Genomic DNA, 20,625 nt, shown 5'->3' on the forward strand with positions numbered 1-20,625 from the left:
CTTGCTATATCTTGATTTATCCTTTAGTTATCCCGATTTTATTTATCTTAAAATCAGATAAATAATCCACGCATGAATTTATCGGTGAAACTGATATTTAAATATCGAATTATTATTTATCTTTTATTTTTAAATCTTTCATCATGATCTGCATTTTCAACAACTATAAGAAACGATATGTCTATTTTGACCCACCCTGCAGTGCCCTCTGCACTGAAACATAAACGGGCAACAGCGACGGTCTTTGCAGACCCGTTATCGCAAGCGTTGTTGTCACGAATTGAACAAATTGCACCAAGTGAGGCCAATGCACTCATCATTGGTGATACAGGCACAGGAAAAGAGTTAGTTGCACGCCAAATCCACCAATTAAGCCATCGTGCCAAAGGTCCATTTATCGCAGTGAACTGTGGTGCCTTTACCGAGTCATTAGTCGAAAGCGAACTATTTGGACATGAAAAAGGAGCCTTTACAGGGGCAATTAATAGCCGTGTCGGTTGGTTTGAAGCAGCCCATAATGGCACCTTATTTTTAGATGAAATTGGTGACCTGTCCTTGCCTATGCAAGTCAAATTACTCCGTGTTTTACAAGAAAGAGAGATCGTTCGAGTCGGCTCACTCAAATCCATTCCAATTAATGTCCGAATCATAGCCGCAACCAATGTCGATTTGGAGCATGCCGTACAGGACGGGCGTTTCAGGGAAGATTTATTCTACCGCTTACATGTGGCGTTGCTACGCATTCCACGTCTCTCAGAGCGTCGTGGTGACATTTTGCCTTTGGTTAAACACTTCATTCAGGTCTATCAAACCAACCCACATGACACACCATTACGCCTCAGCCCATTGGCGCTCAAGAAACTCCATTTACATAGCTGGCCGGGAAATATTCGCGAATTAGAAAATACCATTCAACATGCGATTTTAGTCAGTGAAAAAGGTGTGATTGAACCAGAAGATATTAGTTTTTCGAGTATTCAAAGTGCATCGTCGTTTTCGCGTGCAGAACCTTTTAACTTACAAAATGCCACCTCTGCTGTAGCCAACATCAAAGATATTCAAGATGCTGGACAGTTACTTGAGCAGACCTTTTTACAAATTTTTCAAGCCGCAAATCAACTTAAGCATGACAATATTAATGAGCTGATTGAAGAAAAATTTATCCGAAGTGCGTATCAGCACTGTCAATACAATCAAGTGCATACGGCTCGTTTGCTTGGAGTGACACGCAACGTCATTCGCACTCGCCTAATTAAATATGGCTTATTATAAATAAGTCATATTTTTATTTTCTCCACATTAAAATAATAATCCATACAAAACTGATAAATAAATAGTCATCTACATTATTCTTTATTCATTGCATTATTTAAAATATAAAAAATCAGTAATAAAAAACCTCGGTATATCCCGAGGTTTTTTATTTATTTTTCTATTGCATTTAGATTATTCCACAGGGTTGCGTTTCCACGCTGTGAAGTATTTTTCTAGTCCAATCAAGAAATAGTTGAAGGATAAACCCACGAGGGTAATGACTAAAATACCCACAAACATTTGTGGAATTTCAAAGCTAAATTGCGAATAAATAATCAGATATCCCAGACCTGCTTTGGCACCAAACATTTCTACTGCCACTAAGGCCAAAATCGAAATCGCCCCTGCCAGACGGATACCGACAAAAATCGTGGGTACGGATGCAGGCAGAATCACTTTTCGGAACAATTGATAGGGTTTTAGGCCCATGGTTCGTGCCGATTTAATCAGTAAAGGATCGACTGTTTGTACGCCTGTAATGGTGTTCAATAAAATCGGCCATGTGCATGCATACACTAACAGACTGATTTTTGAGGTTTCACCAATGCCTAAAAATAAGATGAACAGCGGCATTAATGCTAGTGCTGTGGTATTTCGAAACAGTTCTAACAATGGATTTAAGGTTTCAGCCACGAGCTTGTACCAACCGATGATGAGACCCAAAGGAATAGCGATCGCTAGGGCCAAAATGAAACCAATAATTGAACGCTTTATACTGGCCAAGAAATGGATGCCTAATTGACCGCTTTGATATAGCTGCCATGTGGTTTCCAATACTACAGATAACGGCGGTAAAAAAGCCGGATTGACCACACCACTCCGCGGCAGAATCTCCCACAGCAAGAAAAAAGCTACAATGGCAATGGTGCGTTTAAAGACCGTGTTTAACCAAGTGAATTGTAGTCTGGGTTTAATGTCGTTATACGATTGCGTATAACTGATGGCTTGTTTAGTCGATGACATAAATAAATCCTCTGAATATTTTAGTTATGTGCAAGCTGTTTATGTTTTTCGAGGGCTTGCGCTTTAATCACTTCTTCACTGAGCAATGACCAAATTTTATGGCGAATTCGGCCATATTCAGGCAATGAACGGACATCTTCACTGGAGCTGCGCAGGCTTTGAGGAATTTCAATCACTTCCTTAATTCGCCCCGGTCTTGAGGTCATAATCGCCACGCGCTGACTCAGATAAATTGCTTCATCAATACTGTGAGTAATAAAAACAATGGTTTTTTTCGAGCTTTTCCAGATATTGATCAGCTCGGCTTGTAAGGTTTCTCGGGTTTGCGCATCTAGGGCAGCAAAGGGCTCATCCATTAATAAAATTTCTGGTTCATAAGCCAAACTTCGGGCAATCGCAACCCGCTGTTTCATCCCGCCGGAAAGCTCATTCGGATAATGCTTTTCAAAGCCACTGAGACCCACAAGCTGCAAATAGTATTCGGCTTTTTCACGGCGTTCTTTTTTTGCTACGCCTTTGGCTTCTAGACCAAATTCGATATTTTCCAGTGCGGTTAACCATGGATAGAGCGCATATTGCTGAAACACAATGCCACGGTCTAAACCCGGTTGAGTAATCTGCTTGCCACTCAGTAAAATCTGCCCTGCAGACGGTTTGGTTAAACCCGCAATTAAGTCTAATAATGTAGATTTTCCACAGCCACTTGGCCCCACGATTGAAACAAATTCACCCGGCTGAATATCCAAAGTGACATTTTCTACGGCAACAAATTCAGGCTTATAGTTTTTACTGCCGACATGGTTTTGTGCAGGAAATACCTTACGCACGTGATCTAAATGTAATGCACTGGTCATTGTTATATTCCTTTTGATTTTTGGTCTTTCGCATAGGGATTAAATTCATTGCTATAGATGCGACTGACCTCAATTTGATTTGGTTTTAATTTGTGTTCTTTTTCTAAGGCACTCACCCATGGGGCAAAATCCTGATCTTTTTGCACACCACCCACTTCGTGGACACCTGTGCCTGTGTAATATGGAATCAGTGCTGTATTTTCATTGCGTTGACGTTTTTCAATAATGCTTTCCATACGGGCAATGATTTGCTCTTTCGGCGTGTTGTGTAGCCATTCCTGAGCTTTGGCCACGCCACTGACAAAAGTACGAGCCAACTCAGGATGCGCTTGAATAAACTCTCCACGCATCGAAAAACTGCCTGCGGTAAAGGGCCCGTATAAATCAATATCTTTAAAGATGCTACGTACACCACCATGTTTTAAGGCCCGTTTTTCCAAAATGCCTGAGAACACCGCAATATCAATTTGACCATTCCGTAGAGCTTGTTCTGAGCTCACTGGTGGCAACATAATCAGCTCAACTTGACGGATTTCATCATCGGTTAATCCATGGCGAGCCAAATAATCTTTCACCACAAAATCATAATGCGCCCCATAGGCATTCACTGCGACTTTCTTGCCAATAAAATCTCGTGGGCTACGAATAGGACTATTTTCTAGCACATAAAAACCCACGTTTTGTTCAGCATCACTTCCATAAGAAGCCACTACGGGGACGACATCTAGCCCCGCAGCGATGACCTTCACCACAGCGCCATTAAAGGCTCCGGCGAAATCAACATCTCCTGCCACCAAGGTGAGTAAATCTTGTGGCCCACCTTGTACTGTGCCGACATAACTGAGTTTAATGTCGCCTAAATAGCCCAAGTCTTGTGCCAACTCAGGCAAAGACACCAGTCCCGGATAACTTTGATAGCGTAGTTCTTTTAAAGCCACTTGCTGAGGTTCATCCACTCGCTGCGTGCTGCAACCAACCAAGACTGTGCCACCGACCAATGCTGCAAGGAACATATTGCGCCAAAGTTGAGGAATGTTATGGATTGTCATTTTTTTCATTGTTATGTTCTCCTATCCAACCTGCTGCCAAACTAAAACTTTACGCTCAACCCAAGTCAGTACCGTATTGAGCAACACCCCCACAGCACCAATCAGCAACATGCCAAGAATAATCAGTTCGACATCAAAAGCCTGACGCCCTTGAATCACGATATTGCCCAGACCATTGCCATAGTTCGCCAATAAAAATTCAGAGCCGATGGTGGCAAGCCATGCGAAAATCAGCCCAAGTTGTAAACCGACAAAAATCTGCGCCGAAGCACCGGGTAATATCAATTTACGAAACGCGTATGTCTTGGGAAATTGATAGACTTCGGCCACTTCTCGATATTTATGCGAAATACTGCTCACGCCTTCAAAGGTATGTAGCGCCACGGGGTAAAACACAGATAAGGTAATAAACAGCACTTTGGCGCCGTGTCCCTCACCTAAAAAGGTCGAAATTAGTGGCAACCATGCAAACAGCGAAATTTGACGCAATACATGAAAGCTCGGTGCAAATAACCAATTCGAAAGGCGTGAACTCGCGATCAAGATCCCAAACAACACACCTGCTATCGCACCTATGCCATAGCCAATAAAATTTCGTGCCAAACTTTCGCCGAAGCCTGTCAAAAAGCTCGGTTGTTGGAGCACGGTCACAGCTTTTTGCAGCACGAGCCATGGACTAGGAATCAACTTTGGATCGACCCAGTTTTGCTGTGAAGCCACTGCCCACAGTGCGATAAATGCCACAGGTAGAACGAGTGCTTTTGCTGTTTTAACTAAGACTTGGTGCGCTACCCCGTGTAATGAAAGAATGCTCATGAGTTGCCTCCTACTCGGGTTGCATGAAAGCGTGCCGTTTTTTCTAACCAAGCCAGCAAGGTATCTAAGACATAGCCCGTAATACCAATCAGGATGATCGCCATGAAGATCAAGTCCATCTGCATTAGCTGACGTCCCCACACCATGAGATAACCAATTCCTTCACTACTTGCTAATAACTCGACAAAAACCAATGCCAACCACGCCTGCATAATGCCTTGACGTAAACCACTGATCACACTGGGTAGTGCAGCTGGGAAAATCACTTCTTTGAGTTTCTGCCAATTGCTGTATTGGTAAACCTCTGCCACTTCCATCAAACTATTCGGCACATGAGTAATGCCCTTATAGGTTGCAATCAACAGCGGTGGTAACACAGCCAATGAAATAGCGGCAATCTTCAAAGCCTCATCGATGCCTAAGAAAATCATCAATAATGGAATCCAGCCAACTATGGGAAATTGCGCAACAAGATTCACCGTCGGAAAAATAAAGTCCCGACTACGTTTGGCCAATCCCAACACAGTACCAAGCAAAATCCCGACACTGGCACCAAGCAAGACACTCCATAAAATACGTTTGGCACTGATGGCAAAATGAAAACTCAATTCACCGCTTTGCCATAATTCAACTATGCTTTGCCACACCAAATTCGGTGCAGGTAAAATTTGCTCTGGCAACCAATGTTTGAGTGTTGCCACATACCACAAACCGAACAATAAAACTGGCATCAGGAGTCCACACGCCACTTGCAAAGTTAGTTTTAAATAGGTCTTAAAAAAATCCAACGCACTTCGGTCACTTTGCAAGGGAACCGAATGTGCAGATACATCCGTAAGGCTCATAATTCTTGTCCTTTTACGCTCTGTTCTGAGACATCAGGTTTTAAAAATTGAATAAATTCATGATCTTTGCTGATCAAAATAATCAGACCAATAAACACCAGCCCGATTGGTAAAAATAAATTTTGTAGTCCAACCTGTGCGCCAAATACGGCGCCTATCAAGCCACCCAACAGCCCACCCGAAGGTCCGACGAGGGCTAAAATTGGAGAAATCTTAGCCATCGCAGTTTGCTCACCGACTCGGGCGAAAGACATAAAATTGGCGATATGCAACATACCGAGTCCAAGTCCAAACATGACCGAAGCAGGCCACATCAACAGCGTGATTTTGGTTAAGGCTAAAATCAGTAATGCCGTTGCCATCAGGCTTAGGCCAATCAAATAAAACTTTTGATAACCCATCAGCTCAGCCAAACCTCCCATGCTAAATAGCGATCCCACAAACACAATGCCTTGTACGGTCAGCAGCATCACCGCCATTGGCTCTGAAAGTGCAAAACTTTGGATAGCGATCACGACAATGAAAAAGCCAAAGTAGTTATTTGCCACGCTGCTCAAAAATTCCAATATGCAGACAATCCGCAGCGAGGCATGGGTTTTGATGAGTGCCAAAGGCGCCACAATATCTCGCCATTGAAAATGCGGGCGATTCGTCGCTTGCGGAGTACTACGTTGAAAGCACCACGGAGCCAACAGCAAGGTGCCTAAAAAAAGCAAAGACACCACATAAAAACTTCCGCCATAGCCGAAATGCTCGACCAACAACACGCTCAATGCAGGCGCAATCAGGAAATATCCCATCATGTGCGAACCGCGAAACCAACCCGCACGGACTGGACCTAAACGTTTTAAGTTGCTCAAAAAAACGGTATTGATCGAAACAAAGCGCATGGGTAAGACAAAACTTACTAAGGCTGTGACTGCAAAGAGATACCATGCACCAGCTTTGAGTGGCGTTAAGCTATAGACCACAGCGCCCAACACACTGCCGATGCAGAATATTTTCAAAGACCCAAAGCGCTGTACCAACACGCCAATCGGCAATGCCATGATCAAAATGCCAAAATTTTGCGCTGCAGAAATTAGCCCCAATTGCAATTCGGTGGCTTCTAAATGCACGGCATACAAGGAAATTAATACCCGTGCTACACCCACACCCAGTCCAGCCAAAATCGTAAGCAGCACAAAACTGCTCATAAATTTGGTGGTTAATGGACTGGCAATCACATTGCTTTCAATCGGACGACTCATGGCTGCGACTTACTTCGGTTGACCTTGAGCATTAAATTGGCGCCAGTAACCCTCTAACTTCAGCTCTTTCAAGGCATTATTCAGATACTTCGGCTCATACCATGTTTTGGTATCCACATCACGACGGATTAAACGAGCGTCTTTGGCAATTTTTAAAGCACTGTCAATTTGTGAACGGTGGAACTCGTCTAATAGCGGTGTAGTACGGTCTTTTAAATTCCAGCCATCCCACGTTTTTTGATAATCCACCAACGGAATGCCACTTTGTGCCCAAAGTTTATATTGCGCACTACGATTAGCTTCTTGAGAACTCCACTGCGCTTGTTTAATCAGTGTCGTCACGACACGTTGCACCACCTCTGGATATTGTTTTTCAAAACTTTCTGTCACCCAAAAGTGCGCAATCGGTGCAACTTTGGGATCTTTAATTTCTAGTAATGTTTTCGCCACACCACGCGCTTGCAAACTAAACGGTGAAGTAATCGTGGCATCAATATCACCTGTCGCTAACGCAGTACGCGCCGAATAGGCATCTTGCGAAATCACTCGTAAATCGCGCTCAGTTAAATTGTATTTTGCTAATACACGGTTAAAGACGATCTGACCATTGGTGCCTTTAAAGACGGAGAATTTTTTGCCTTTTAGATCTGCAAAGGATTTAGCATTTGATCCGGCAGGCACCACCACATAGGTAGGACCAAAACGCCCTGTCGAGAACAACACTTTGGTTTTTAATCCCGTTGAACGTCCAACCAATGAGGGCAAATCGCCATGCAATGCAAAGTCCACTTTGCCATTGGCTAAAGCTTCGTTGGTTGCAGGGCCTGCTCCTGGGAAAAACAGCCAATTCACCTTAATGCCATCTTTTTTAAATTCTTGTTCGAGCACACCTCGTAAATGTGCTGTAGCTACAAAACTACCGCCCACTTTGGGTTTACCCCCCTCACCCGCAGCTGATACTGAAATGCGAATTTCTTTGGGATTGGCAGCATGCAATTGAACGCTTAAACCAAGTGCTGAAAGTGCCAAGAATGTGGCTGCGATTTTTTTAGAGATAATTTTCATTTTAAATGTTCCTTAATGGTTTAAATATTTGAATTAAAAGGTGTACTGAACCTGAGCTTGCAGCTCATTGGTGTCTTTTTGATTTGCCGTTTCGACATCAAACAGATAGTGATTCAGCTGTAATTGGAATTTTGTGGTTTGCGCAAAAAATAGGTTTAAACCCAAAGAGTGAATGTCATATTCACCAATACGACCGCTCGCGGTATCGAGATAGCTTGCGTTGTTTTTATTCGGGTTATAGCGGTCAAAACGGTAATAACCTTGGACTGACTTCGGCCAGAAATCATCAAATTTGGCGTTGGATTTAATACTGTTGTAGAACTGATCACCCAAGGTGTAGAAAGCGGTAAAAGTATGTCCTTCCGCTTTGGCTTCTTTGATGTCTTGGGCTACGGTGTCGACATAATCGGTCTTGCCTTGCAGATATTCATAGGTCACACCAAATGGTGCGTGGTTATAATAAATATCGAAACCCAAACGATCACGTTTCGCAGCATTATCAGTGATTCCGCCGGCTGAAATTTTCGATTCGCCTTTGATATAAGAGGCACCAAACTTCAACTCACGGAAAATGCTGGCGTAGTCCACTGGCAAGGTAAAAGCCACACGACCGATATAATCTTTGCCATTGTTGTCATCTGCCTTATTACTGGCGTTCCCATTGGTCAACCCTAAGGCATACTCAAATAGCGGCGCACGGTAGTTCGATGCAAAGTCGACAAAAGGTTTGGCATCTCCACGGACGATAAATCCATTTTGACGGTTAAACAGTCCTAGAAAGGTCGAAGCTGCAGCGGTATTAATGGTCGGACGCAAATCTTCAGGAGACTGCACATCTAGACCAAAGGGCAATAACTGCTGACCGAGCGTAAAGTTGAGTTTGGCAGTTTCAGGGCCCGCATTGGTGGCAAAAGCGTTATAGCGAACAAAGGCATCTAGTAAGTTAAAGTTACTGTTATTGGTGCCATCATTGCGTTTGCCATAACCAAAGGACAATTGATAATCGAGGTTTTTGCCTTCGTTATAATCACGGAATAAATTCCCACGCACACCAATCAGCGCAGTCCCAATATCAAATGTTGATTTGGTTGCACCCAACACACCCGTTTCATCGAGCGCACTGGCACGTAGTTGAACTGTGCCATACAGGGTTGTATCACGAGTCGATTTGGTGGTTTGACGTTCATATTGACGTGACTGATCGTACTTATAGTTTTCAATATCTGCACGTAAGCCGTCGATATCTTCGGATGTTGCTGCGGTCACTTCTGAAACCTGCGTTTCACCTTCAACATCAGCGGCGTTGCTCGTATCGTCTGTCGTCAACGCGGCCGTTTCTACGACTTTACTTTTGGTCGTCCCAGATTCCACTGCATTTAAGCGTTTTTGCAAACTCTCAATTTGTTGTTTTAAGCTGCTCAGTTCTTGCTGAAGTGCTTCATCCGATGCAAAACTCAGCGGACTGGTTGCGGATAAAATCAGTCCGACCGCAACGGTTAATGTGGTTTTTTTCATGATTTGGTTTCACTAACATTTTTCCCAAAGCGCAAAATCCCCCAACCCCATGCAAGGTGCATGAAGTGAATGTACTGCGTGGGTTTTTAAAAATTAATCTGAGTGGTCGTAGGTTTTATTCAACTTATGCACGACCGAAACTCGAAGACAGCTTTTAGAATTTAAGCGCGCATCATCGCGAGTGTCATAGCACAACAACATGCCTGTTGCAGGACACGAAAAGCAGAAAGATATCGATGCGTAAAAGTACTCATAAATGTTCCATACAGTGGTGAGTTTTGTTCACTCTAATATGGCAACAACTGTGCCAACATTTTAAGTATTTATTTTTTAAAGCTTTATTATTTAAACCTGATAAATTCTGTTGGTTTTAACGCCAAAAAACTGTTGGTTATTCAACAGTTGCTTATTTCAAATCATCAGATATCTCCATTTTTATATCTCATTTTATGAAATAAAAAATACACCTTGTGTTTTCCTTTAGCCATAAAAAAAAACCCACTGACGTGGGCTCTTTTCAATTGATTTTAATTACCGCTTATTGACCAAATTTAGTCGCCATGGCAGTTAATTTTTGATAACCCGTCGGTAGCAAACGTTGAATTAAATCAATCGCTTTTGCATCATTACCAATCAATAAACGGCGCTTATCTTTTTGTACTGCTGCAATGATTTGACGAGCCGCTTCTTCAGGTGGACAACGCAAGAATTTATTAAACGACTGTGCCGATTTTTGTGGGTTCATGCCTAAACTTTTCAAGCTGTCATTCATTTTTGCGGCATTGGCAATATTGGTACGAATCCCGCCCGGATGTACACATAGCGCACTCACGCCACAGTTTTCAATATCCAATTCTTGGCGTAAAGATTCGGTAAAGCCACGTACTGCAAATTTAGTGGCATTATATGCCGACTGTGTTGGCTGTGCAGTTAGACCAAACAAGCTGGAAATATTGATGATATGACCTTCACCACTTTGCTTGATATACGGTAAAAATTCTTTGGTGCCATAAACCACACCCCAGAAGTTAATATTGACAATCCACTCCAGCTCTTCGTAGCTTGCGCCTTCAACGGTCGTGCCCAAAGCCACACCCGCATTGTTAAAAATCATATTCACGGAACCATGATCTTTAACGGTCTGTGCTGCCCATGCTTTCATTGCTGCAAGGTCTGACACATCGAGTTTTTGCGTGGTTACACGTACATTGCTGGCTTTCACCAATTCAACGGTTGCCGCTAGACCCTGTTCATTCACATCGCTTAAAGACAGATGACAGCCTTGTTTCGCCAAAAGCACTGCCAATTGCTGACCAATACCTGAACCTGCACCTGTAATGGCAGCCACTTTATTTTTGAAGTTTTTCATTGTGATTCCTTATTCCTTTATGCTGCCGCTTGGCTTTATCACAGCGTGATCTCATTTGCCAATGTGTGCAGTTCGTCAACTTAATATAGTTTTGACAATACATATTGTCAATGTCATCTTAGGACGTGCTAAGCTGTTGAAATTGCCAATGCTTAAACATAGGTTTAAACTGAAATTATTGCTAAAATAAGACAAAATTCTGCTTTAGTTCAGCGTATATTTTCATGACAGATGCAACAAATCACACAGAACAACAACAGGCAAAAAATGTGAAGGAACGTCAATTTAAAGGGCTTTCTCTCAGTGAACGTAAGCAAGCGCGACGTGAAAAACTGATTGAAGCCGGTATAGAAGCCTATGGAACACATGGCTTTTTTTCAGTGACTGTGAAAGATATTTGTTTGGAAGCCAAGCTGACCGAACGCTATTTTTATGAATCATTTAAGAAAAGTGAGCAACTGTTCCAGACCATCTTTTTAAAATTAATCGATGAACTGCAACGAAACGTGATGCAAGCCATCATGCAAGCATCAACCGATTCTAAAAAAATGATTGAAGCGGGTTTAACTGCCCTACTGTTAACTTTAAAAAATAATCCCCGTATGGCGCGCATCATTTACATCGATGCTATGTTGGTACAAGAGCTACATAACCAAGCCACAATTCATGAAACCATGATGCGCTTTGACCGTATGATTCATGCCTTTGTCATGCTCATGATGCCGAATATTGATCGTTCAGAACGTGAAATTTCGATGGTCGCAACTGGTCTCAATGGTTATGTCACCCAAATCGCGATTCGTTGGGTCATGAGTGGTTATAAACAGCCGATTGATGAGGTTTTATCGTCATGTAGCGTGGTCTTTTTGGCCTTGTTAGATGCTTTCTCTGAAAAACCCAGTAAATAAATTTTGGCCTCAACACTGATCTTTACAATTTTTTTTGAATGATTTTTTTGTGACAACAGCATGATGCAAAGCCCATGTTGTTGAATATTTCAGGATTTAAATTGTCACAATTTCTTTCTAAACCCCAATGAAAGATCATTTTTGCAATGATACTGTCATAATTAATCTTTGTAATAAGCCTGTCATAAATATAAAACGGTCTACCGTTTACATAAAATAGGGTATTGCGCTGTGAAAGATGACTATATTTTAATCGTCGACGACGAACTCCCGATTCGGGAAATGATCCATACTTCACTGGATATGGCTGGTTTTCAATGTCAGCAAGCTGAAGATGCCAAACAAGCGCACCAAATGATTGTAGATCAGCGTCCTGCACTGGTTTTATTGGATTGGATGATGCCTGGTGGCGTGAGTGGTGTAGACCTATGTCGTCGTTTAAAACGCGATGAAAATTTGTCAGAAATTCCAGTCATCATGCTCACTGCACGTGGTGAAGAAGACCATAAAGTCCAAGGTCTAGACGCGGGCGCAGATGACTACATGACCAAACCCTTTTCCACCCGTGAGTTGGTGTCACGGATTAAAGCGGTGCTGCGTCGCTCAAATGCATTGGGTGGTGAAAAAACCATTGATGCCAATGGCTTAATCCTCGATCCAGTCAGCCAACGTGTCAGCTTTGGCAACACCATTTTAGATATGGGACCGACTGAATATCGTCTATTGGCCTTTTTCATGACTCATCCTGAACGTGCCTATACCCGTGCTCAATTATTAGATCAGGTTTGGGGTGGAAACGTGTATATTGAGGACCGCACCATTGACGTTCATATTCGTCGTTTGCGTAAAGTTCTTGAACCTTTCCAAGCCGATCGTTATGTCCAAACTGTTCGTGGTACAGGTTACCGTTTCTCTACCCGTGCAGACGCTGTGATGGGTTAGTCATTTTAGGTCTTTAATTTTCTATGTACGAACCGTATCCCGTCCCAGAACTTGCCAGTGAACATAAAAAATTCCGTTACAGCAGTTTATGGACTTTTGCCAAGCAGGATTTAAGACTGCTGGCATTTTTCCTGCTCATTGCTGCACTCATCGGCTTTGGTATCGGGTACTTATGGATCTGCATCTTAATTGCCTTTGCAGTGTTCTTTGCATTGCAAATGCGTTCGCTGTACTTGGTCAACGAATGGATTTCAAACCGTCCTTATGATGTCCCGCCGAATTTAGACGGCATTTGGGGGGCTTTGCTCTTTAATGTATACCGTGCCCAGCGCCAAGAACGCATCGTACAAGCTGAAATGGTCGGCCTAATTGACCGCGCTCAATCTTCCTTGGTGGCGCTTGCTGAAGCTGTGGTATTGATTGATGAATTACATCAAATCGAATGGTGGAACCCTGCCGCAGAAAAGTTGTTGGGGATTCAACAGCTCGATCAAGGGCGCAATATTTTAAGTATTTTAAGACAGCCTAGTTTTATCGAATACTTTACCAATATCGATTTAGCCCCCGATGGTTTAAAAATGAAATCATCGGTACTTGAAGACCATTATGTGCAAGTCAAATTAACCCGTTTTGGTCGCGAAAGTCGTTTATTGGTGGCTTATGACGTCACACGTATGCATAACCTTGAGCAGATGCGTAAAGACTTTGTCGATAATATTTCACATGAGCTACGCACACCGCTCACGGTTTTAAGTGGTTATATCGAAACCTTTACCGATCAGGAAGATTTAAATCCACGCTGGAAGCGTGCGTTCGATCAAATGCAGTCTCAAACCCGCCGTATGAATGCTTTGGTCAATGACTTGTTATTATTATCTCGTCTTGAAAATGATAAAAAAGTTGCTAAAAATCAAATCATTGAAATGCCTAGCCTAATGAACCAACTGTATGACGATGCACATGCTTACAATGTGGATTATGGACATACACTGAATCTCGAGATTGATAGTCACTGTGACCTGATCGGATCAGATATGGAATTGGCGAGTGCCTTTAGTAACCTCATCACCAATGCGATTAAATACACCCCGAAAGGTGGTACTGTGACCATTGGTTGGCATGATGATGGTACGCATGGTTATTTTACCGTTGAAGATACCGGCATCGGGATTGACCCGAAGCACTTACCCCGTTTGACGGAACGTTTTTATCGTGTGGACAGTGCCCGTAGCCGCCAAACGGGGGGGACAGGTTTAGGTCTAGCCATCGTAAAACACGTTTTGATGCAACATCAGGCACACCTTGAAATTGAATCCAAAGAAAATCGTGGCTCGCTGTTTAAAGTGGTTTTCCCTAAAGAACGCTTGTATCACGTGAGCTAAGCAGAATCATCCTGCCGATCTTGCTGCGCTTCCAACTGTTGTTCTTGTTGTTTGGCACGGCGATATGCAGGACGCTGCTGCATCCGTTGTAAGAAAGACTGAATTTGTGGATATCGCCCTTGTGTTCTTGTCATGAGAGCTTCTAATGGAAACGTCATCTGAATATCCGCAAAGCTAAACGGTCCCGCAAAATATTCATTTTCCGCTAAGTGATTTTCTAAAAACACGATATGTTCTTTTAATCGCGGTCGTACAAAACCTTTTTTGACCCCATCACAAATGCGGCTAGCTACGGGTTTGATGACCCAAGGTACATGGCGTGGCACATTGCTCATGACCAACTGCATCACCAATAATGGCATCAGAGAACCTTCGGCATAATGCATCCAAAAGCGATATTGTTGTTTTGAATGTTCCGCCTTGGCTGCAAAAAAATCATGTCGATCATACTTCTCTTGTAAATACTCCAAGATCGCTGCAGATTCTACCAAGACCAGTCCATCATCCTGCAATATGGGCGACTTTCCTAAAGGATGGATGACTTTAAGCTCAGGGGGAGCAGACAAATTTGGCTGGCGCAGATAAAACTGAACCTGATAATCCAGTCCTAATTCCTGCATTGCCCATAAAATACGAAATGAACGAGATTTTTCTAGATGATGTAGCACCCGCATGGGTTCATCTCCTATATGAAGTCTAAAATTTTCTTATTTCTGGCAAGCCATTATTATTTTGAAGTAGTTAAATCATAAAAAGTGTCAGATCACTGCTTAGGGCTATATCAAAACTAAATTTTGCACAGTACAGCAGCGACCTGCATTTAAATTAAACTAGAGTGGTTTTAATGTCTACACTGCGCAATAAAGTTTTTGTCACTGGGGTTTTTTCACAAATGGACAAGATTTTTTGCTCTAATTCTGCATCCAAGGGCGTTTGAAAATGCAGACGTCGCTCAACCCATTCAGCGCCTTCACGGTTCGCACAAAAGTCTGCCTCAACACGGAACTCACCCAATTGAATTTGTTTATGTGCTGCATACATGCGCAAGGTAATCATGGTGCATGAAATTAAGGAGGCACACAGTAAATCATACGGTGCTAAACCTAAGTCCCCGCCGCCAAATGATTCGGGCTTATCGGTAATAAGTTGATGTTTTCCACTCTGAATTTCACCTGACCACGGTGCTTGTAAGGTGTTTACTGTTGCCGTTGCGACGATACCCATAATGACTCCCTCATGGTTATGCCGCACCATTTTTACCACAGGTACGGCTGTTCATTTTTATTTTTAAGTTAACGTGATGGACGCATTTTATCAGGGAAAGCCGGTGCTTCTAGTCGTGGACCATCATAGTCAGGAATAGAGCCAAAGCGTTCGTCCTGATTAATCCACTGCTCACGGGCAATATTCAATTCTTCTTGTGTGCGCCCCACAAAATTCCACCACAGTAGAATCGGTGATTCAAAAGGTTCACCCCCTAATAATAAAACACGGCCACCTGCGTGCAGATCAATTTTGACTTGGGTTAAGCCCGGCTCAAGTACCACCATATTGTCTTCATTGAGCTCGTGACCATTGACACTGGCAGTCCCTTCAAGGGCCATAAAGCCATATTCAAATTTTGGATTGAGCGGCAAGACGGTACTTTGACTTTCCGAACTACGCAGATCGACACCTAATAATTCACTATGTACTTTTACCGGCGATTTAGTCTGTAAAAATTCACCCACCAATACCGTCAATTCAATCCCGTCTTGTGTCACCACAGGCAACTCTGGGTAATGGTCAAACTGGGGCGCCATATTGATTTTGTCATCTGGCAATGCAATCCAAAGCTGCGCAGCATGCATTTGTGTTTCAGACTCTGGAGCAACCTCAGTATGCGAAATACCATAACCCGCTGTCATGAGATTGACTTGTTTGGGCTGAATTAACTGATGTGTGCCCAAACTGTCGGTATGCATCATGGTGCCATCAATCATCCAGGTAAACGTCTGCAAACCAATATGTGGATGCGGCCCAACATCTAAGCCATCACCTTGAGGAAAATGCACTGGACCGGCATGGTCAAGGAAACACCATGCACCAATCATCCGTTTATGCCGACTCGGTAAAGCACGTTTTATCACTGTGCCTTGACCAATTTCAGCACGGCGCAGTGGAAATTCTTGAATGAACTGATTGACGTATTTTTCACAATCGTCGGAATGAGATATTTCTGTGTAATTGGTATTGGTCATATTCTTACCCTAAATTTGGCTAAGCCGATGCAAGGACTATCGGCTAGAGCTATGCATTTTTTTCCATTATATCTGCATTAACTCAATCTTCTTCAGCTGTCATTAATACGCTGAATCACAGAGATAGGACAATCGTTTTTTGTTGCCTAATATGACATATAGCATAACAGTTATCGATGATTATTTAGACAACACACAATGCTAAATTACTTGCTCAAATCACGTGAAATGTAAATTTAAGTAACATAAATTAACACTCACTTTTGACCAAACAATACCAAATAATTCACAAATCATTGAAATAACGTGTTTAATTTTAAATAAAAATGATATAAATTATTTGAGTTACATAAATTTACATACAAACCATGCTCACCCGTCGGTAATCTTGCATGATCAATGAGTATAAGAAAGAATCACGTGCACTGATCCAAAAAGCCTTGAAAGGAACCTTTGTTCGTATTCCTGCTCAATTTCGCCAAGAATTTTTCCACTACCATCGTCGTCAACTTTTTAAATTCTTTTTCCAAGTCAACATCGTTGCACAATTGGCCTATCTCTCTTATGCCATAGCGGATTGGTTTATGTTGCCCGATGTGGGTTTGCTCGCGATAGGCTTAAAAACGGCCTATACCTTACTGATGATGGGCATCACATGGGGCATTTATACATATAGTAAGAGCATTTTACTCTTTGACTTGATGCTTCCCCTATCGATCGTTGGTGCTTCTGCGCTGTGGTTTAGCCTACTCAATTTATCCAATAGCCCCGATGTGCCGATCTATTTATATGCATCTTTGGTTTTTATTGTGTTAGCCAATTTATGTGTGCAAATCCGCTTTAAGGCTGCTGTGCTCATTTCTCTATGTATCAGTCTTATTTTACTGATTGGGGTGTATTTCGCCATTTCTGGCAATATCCATCAACTGCAACTGTTTATCTTGATCTATTCGCCCGTGTTGTTATTTAGTTTGTATATCAGTTGGAATTCAACACAAAAATCCAGAATTGTGTTTTTACACAGTAAACTCGATCAGTTGAACCGTGAAGCGCTCAATATTATGGCGCATACCGATGTGCTGACTGGCTTAAACAATCGACGTCAATTTATTCAACTTGCCAATTATCATATTCATCATCAGTCCAAATCGTTACAGCCCCTTTCATTACTGATTTTTGATGTCGACAAATTTAAAAATATTAATGATCAGTTTGGGCACTATATTGGTGATCATGTTTTACAACAAATTGCCGAAACGTGCCGACATACTTTACGTAGCCAAGACATCATTGCCCGCTTCGGTGGTGAAGAATTTATTATTCTTTTACCGCAGACACACTTGCGTCAGGCTCAAGATATTGCCGAACGTCTACGACGGGCAATAGCCGATGATTATTTAGAACTTGATACACTACAAAAACTTAAATTTACCGTTTCAATTGGTGTTGCCGAATTTGGTCAAAAAAACCGAGATTTACAAAGTGTAATTCGCATGGCCGATCAGGCACTTTACCAAGCAAAATCCGCTGGACGCAATCAAATTTCAACTTATAAAACAGCGAGTTAATAATATATTTTGTAAAATTCATCAGACGATTTTTTATCATTCATTCGAAAAATCCCTAGTTTCAGGTAGATATTTTTGTGTGTTTTTTGTTCATAATTTATCCTAAGCCATTTATGGAGAAGGGACATGTCTGTTGATGTACGAATGAGTTCTCGGACTAATTCGTCTGCTCAGGAAGTTCGTAAAAATCATAATCATACTTTGAAACTTTCTGAGTGTGATCTTGCCAATCGTGCCGAGATTGAACAAGCCATTGCAGATCCTTTTGCACGTATTCCTACGCAGTTTAGAAACTATTTTCTACAACATCAGTATGCCCATCAGTTACCTTATTTACGTCAAGTGAATTACATGGCGCAGATTACATTTCTTCTTTATTTCTTTGCTGACATTTTTATTATCCCTGACATGTTCTTTTGGTCAGGTCTTTCTCGAGTGGCCATGATTATTGCTGCCCTATTGGTCAGCTTTTATCTGTTTAAATACAAAAAAGACATTCGTGTACTCGACATGATCTTACCGATCGGGACGGTCTGTAGCACCGCGATTTGGATTGGCTTATTACTGGCTTCAAATAGCCCAATGGTCTCGTCCTATATCTATGGTGCGGCGATCTTTATTTTAATTGCCAATGTCTGCGTACAAACACAATTTAAGCCTGCCTTGTATTGTTCGGGTCTCATTTCGCTATTGGTATATTTTGCGGTGAGTCAGCTTTTATCATGGCAAGAAGCGCTGATTTTTGTGGTCGTGTCTATTCCCGTTTGGATGATCAGCCTGCATATGAGCTGGAACAATACGCTCAATGCACGACGTCATTTTTTACGCACCCTGCTTGACGATTGGAATATGCATACGCTGAAAAATCTAGCGCATACAGATGAGCTCACCCAGTTATATAACCGTCGTCAGTTTGTTCAACTGGCTGAACATCGCATCCATGAATGGCCAACACCCGCAAGCACCTGCTTACTGATGTTTGATGTCGATCATTTTAAACATATTAATGATAATTACGGGCATGATGTTGGTGATCAGGTGCTGCAATGTATCGCTGAAACCACCCGCAAAGAAATGCGCCAAAAAGATGTTTTGGCTCGCTTTGGTGGCGAAGAATTTATTGTGCTTTTGTCGGAAACGCAAATACAGGATGCAATGTTGATCGCGGAACGTATTCGTTTAACGCTTCAAAATCAATCTTTGCTGAATGTCGCAAATCACCCGATCCAATTTACCGTTTCCATTGGTGTTTCACAGCTTAAATCACATAAACAAAATTTAACTGAACTGATTAAGCAAGCTGATATTGCGCTGTATCAGGCAAAAGAAAATGGCCGTAACCGTGTCGAACGCTATGACCCAAGCATGAAGCCCGAACGTAAATCGACGAAGTCTTGGCAAAGCTTTACCCATAAAGCGAAGTCCAAAGCTGAACCGAATAATGAGAGCGATCGTAGTTGGTCAATTGTTTATAAATAGAATGTTGAGATATAAAAAAAGGACGCTGAAGCGTCCTTTAAGTTTATTTAAAAACTATCTTCATCAAAACGGTCTTGATCTATTTTATAAATATGGAAACTTCTTTCAATTTGAATACCCAAGCCAAATTCAATCATGAGAGATGTAAGCTTGTCACCATCAATTAAAACAATGCCTGATTTCTTTGCTGACTCAATTGCTTCTTTACTAAAACAAGAAGTAGTAATAAATACGCCCTTTTTCGCCACTTGATCAGCCAAAGCTCCCTTAAACTGTTGAATGTCAGGGCGCCCCACCGTATTTTCCCAACGTTTAGCTTGAATATATATTTTATCTAAACCTAAACGATCTTCACTGATAATACCGTCAATGCCACCATCACTGGTTTTACCTATTGCTTGGGCTGCGTCTTGATGTGAACCGCCATAACCCATTATTACCAACAAATCGACAACTAATTGCTCAAAGAATTTGGGTGAATTACTTTTAATTTTATTTAATAGCTCATCTTTAATTGTTTGATTAAGCTCCGTTGATGATTGTTCGATTATTTCTGCAGGCGTCAAATGTTCTGTTTGAATAGATGTAGCATGCTCTTCTTTTAGAACTAGATTTTGAATATTTTTATTATGGTTAGAACCAATTTTATAATCAGAAAACCCTTCAAACTGCATCAAATACTGATTAGTTATATTGGATAAGCTAGAAAAATCAATAGACCAACCTAAAGTACTTAATTCGCAAAGACCACGTGATGGTTGTTGTATCAAACCTGCTTTAACCAAATATGTTTTCGCCCAGCCAACACGATCATAAAATACTGTTTTTGTACCACTAGATAGCCTTAAATTTAAATCAGCTTCAGATAACCCAGATCTTTCAGCTAAAATTTTTGTGGCAGAACTTAATTTTATTGCCTCTTTTTGTTCTGCTAAAAGTTTCATTAATGGAAGCATCAACTGATCGTATGTAGGCAATGACATTTAACCTGCTCTTTTAAAATAGTATTTTTCATAATTATAAATAAAAAAAGGACGCCGAGGCGTCCTTTTTTATTAGTAGAATT

Annotated in this window: 19 protein-coding genes; 6 read left to right on the forward strand and 13 right to left on the reverse strand. The window is 41.8% G+C overall.

The window, feature by feature from the left end; translation table 11 throughout:
* Positions 1 to 177 precede the first annotated feature (177 nt).
* Positions 178 to 1,272, forward strand: coding sequence for a sigma-54-dependent Fis family transcriptional regulator (locus FTU77_RS09820; RefSeq protein ID WP_078194038.1), 1,095 nt, complete (start codon positions 178 to 180; stop codon positions 1,270 to 1,272).
* Between the two features lie 174 nt (positions 1,273 to 1,446).
* Here FTU77_RS09820 and FTU77_RS09825 read toward each other — a convergent pair whose 3' ends face one another.
* The 9 genes from FTU77_RS09825 to FTU77_RS09865 all read right to left on the reverse strand — a co-directional run bounded on the left by FTU77_RS09825 (position 1,447) and on the right by FTU77_RS09865 (position 11,040).
* A complete protein-coding gene (locus tag FTU77_RS09825) occupies positions 1,447 to 2,277 on the reverse strand; it encodes an ABC transporter permease (RefSeq protein WP_078194039.1) in 831 nt (276 codons plus the stop codon).
* A gap of 20 nt (positions 2,278 to 2,297) precedes the next feature.
* Positions 2,298 to 3,131 (reverse strand): ABC transporter ATP-binding protein, encoded by an 834-nt coding sequence (locus tag FTU77_RS09830; protein ID WP_078191496.1) that lies wholly within the window; start codon positions 3,129 to 3,131, stop codon positions 2,298 to 2,300.
* 2 nt (positions 3,132 to 3,133) lie between these two features.
* Positions 3,134 to 4,189, reverse strand: coding sequence for an ABC transporter substrate-binding protein (locus FTU77_RS09835; RefSeq protein ID WP_257223620.1), 1,056 nt, complete (start codon positions 4,187 to 4,189; stop codon positions 3,134 to 3,136).
* 12 nt (positions 4,190 to 4,201) lie between these two features.
* Positions 4,202 to 4,996 carry an ABC transporter permease gene (locus tag FTU77_RS09840; protein ID WP_180055684.1) on the reverse strand — a complete coding sequence of 265 codons (795 nt, stop codon included), beginning with the start codon at positions 4,994 to 4,996 and terminating at the stop codon, positions 4,202 to 4,204.
* Entirely contained in the window at positions 4,993 to 5,841 is an 849-nt protein-coding gene (locus tag FTU77_RS09845) for an ABC transporter permease (protein ID WP_180055685.1), read from the reverse strand. Before FTU77_RS09845 ends, FTU77_RS09840 begins: the two co-directional genes overlap by 4 nt.
* A complete protein-coding gene (locus FTU77_RS09850; RefSeq protein ID WP_180022183.1) occupies positions 5,838 to 7,091 on the reverse strand; it encodes an MFS transporter in 1,254 nt (417 codons plus the stop codon). The genes FTU77_RS09845 and FTU77_RS09850 overlap by 4 nt, the downstream gene beginning before the upstream one ends.
* Before the next feature lie 9 nt (positions 7,092 to 7,100).
* Complete coding sequence (locus tag FTU77_RS09855) at positions 7,101 to 8,156, reverse strand: ABC transporter substrate-binding protein (RefSeq protein ID WP_180022184.1); 1,056 nt, start codon at positions 8,154 to 8,156, stop codon at positions 7,101 to 7,103.
* A gap of 33 nt (positions 8,157 to 8,189) precedes the next feature.
* Positions 8,190 to 9,671 (reverse strand): carbohydrate porin, encoded by a 1,482-nt coding sequence (locus FTU77_RS09860; RefSeq protein WP_180055686.1) that lies wholly within the window; start codon positions 9,669 to 9,671, stop codon positions 8,190 to 8,192.
* A 538-nt stretch (positions 9,672 to 10,209) separates the two neighbouring features.
* The gene (locus tag FTU77_RS09865) at positions 10,210 to 11,040 is read right to left on the reverse strand and encodes an SDR family oxidoreductase (protein ID WP_180010800.1); all 831 of its coding nucleotides are present in this window, start codon (positions 11,038 to 11,040) and stop codon (positions 10,210 to 10,212) included.
* 224 nt (positions 11,041 to 11,264) lie between these two features.
* Here FTU77_RS09865 and FTU77_RS09870 point away from each other — a divergent pair, with 224 nt between their 5' ends.
* The 3 genes from FTU77_RS09870 to phoR all read left to right on the forward strand — a co-directional run bounded on the left by FTU77_RS09870 (position 11,265) and on the right by phoR (position 14,272).
* Positions 11,265 to 11,948, forward strand: coding sequence for a TetR/AcrR family transcriptional regulator (locus tag FTU77_RS09870; RefSeq protein ID WP_180055687.1), 684 nt, complete (start codon positions 11,265 to 11,267; stop codon positions 11,946 to 11,948).
* 231 nt (positions 11,949 to 12,179) lie between these two features.
* Positions 12,180 to 12,890 carry a phosphate regulon transcriptional regulator PhoB gene (gene phoB, locus FTU77_RS09875; protein ID WP_078191504.1) on the forward strand — a complete coding sequence of 237 codons (711 nt, stop codon included), beginning with the start codon at positions 12,180 to 12,182 and terminating at the stop codon, positions 12,888 to 12,890.
* A gap of 23 nt (positions 12,891 to 12,913) precedes the next feature.
* Positions 12,914 to 14,272, forward strand: coding sequence for a phosphate regulon sensor histidine kinase PhoR (phoR, locus tag FTU77_RS09880; RefSeq protein ID WP_078191505.1), 1,359 nt, complete (start codon positions 12,914 to 12,916; stop codon positions 14,270 to 14,272).
* Here phoR and FTU77_RS09885 read toward each other — a convergent pair.
* The 3 genes from FTU77_RS09885 to FTU77_RS09895 all read right to left on the reverse strand — a co-directional run bounded on the left by FTU77_RS09885 (position 14,269) and on the right by FTU77_RS09895 (position 16,512).
* A complete protein-coding gene (locus FTU77_RS09885; RefSeq protein ID WP_180055688.1) occupies positions 14,269 to 14,946 on the reverse strand; it encodes a glutathione S-transferase family protein in 678 nt (225 codons plus the stop codon). The genes phoR and FTU77_RS09885 overlap by 4 nt on opposite strands.
* 151 nt (positions 14,947 to 15,097) lie before the next feature.
* On the reverse strand, positions 15,098 to 15,496 hold the full coding sequence (locus FTU77_RS09890) for an OsmC family protein (protein WP_180055689.1): 399 nt from the start codon (positions 15,494 to 15,496) through the stop codon (positions 15,098 to 15,100).
* Between the two features lie 68 nt (positions 15,497 to 15,564).
* On the reverse strand, positions 15,565 to 16,512 hold the full coding sequence (locus FTU77_RS09895) for a pirin family protein (RefSeq protein ID WP_180039790.1): 948 nt from the start codon (positions 16,510 to 16,512) through the stop codon (positions 15,565 to 15,567).
* A gap of 392 nt (positions 16,513 to 16,904) precedes the next feature.
* On the opposite strand from FTU77_RS09895, the gene FTU77_RS09900 reads away from it, so the two are divergent.
* Together FTU77_RS09900 and FTU77_RS09905 are read left to right on the forward strand one after the other, a co-directional pair.
* On the forward strand, positions 16,905 to 18,080 hold the full coding sequence (locus FTU77_RS09900; RefSeq protein ID WP_180055690.1) for a GGDEF domain-containing protein: 1,176 nt from the start codon (positions 16,905 to 16,907) through the stop codon (positions 18,078 to 18,080).
* A gap of 144 nt (positions 18,081 to 18,224) precedes the next feature.
* A complete protein-coding gene (locus FTU77_RS09905; RefSeq protein ID WP_257222233.1) occupies positions 18,225 to 19,559 on the forward strand; it encodes a GGDEF domain-containing protein in 1,335 nt (444 codons plus the stop codon).
* Between the two features lie 47 nt (positions 19,560 to 19,606).
* On the opposite strand, the gene FTU77_RS09910 is transcribed toward FTU77_RS09905, so the two are convergent.
* Positions 19,607 to 20,542 (reverse strand): restriction endonuclease, encoded by a 936-nt coding sequence (locus tag FTU77_RS09910; RefSeq protein ID WP_180022190.1) that lies wholly within the window; start codon positions 20,540 to 20,542, stop codon positions 19,607 to 19,609.
* Between the last annotated feature and the right edge of the window lie 83 nt (positions 20,543 to 20,625).

It is taken from the genome of Acinetobacter sp. YH12142 (assembly GCF_013418435.1).
GTDB lineage: Bacteria > Pseudomonadota > Gammaproteobacteria > Pseudomonadales > Moraxellaceae > Acinetobacter > Acinetobacter amyesii.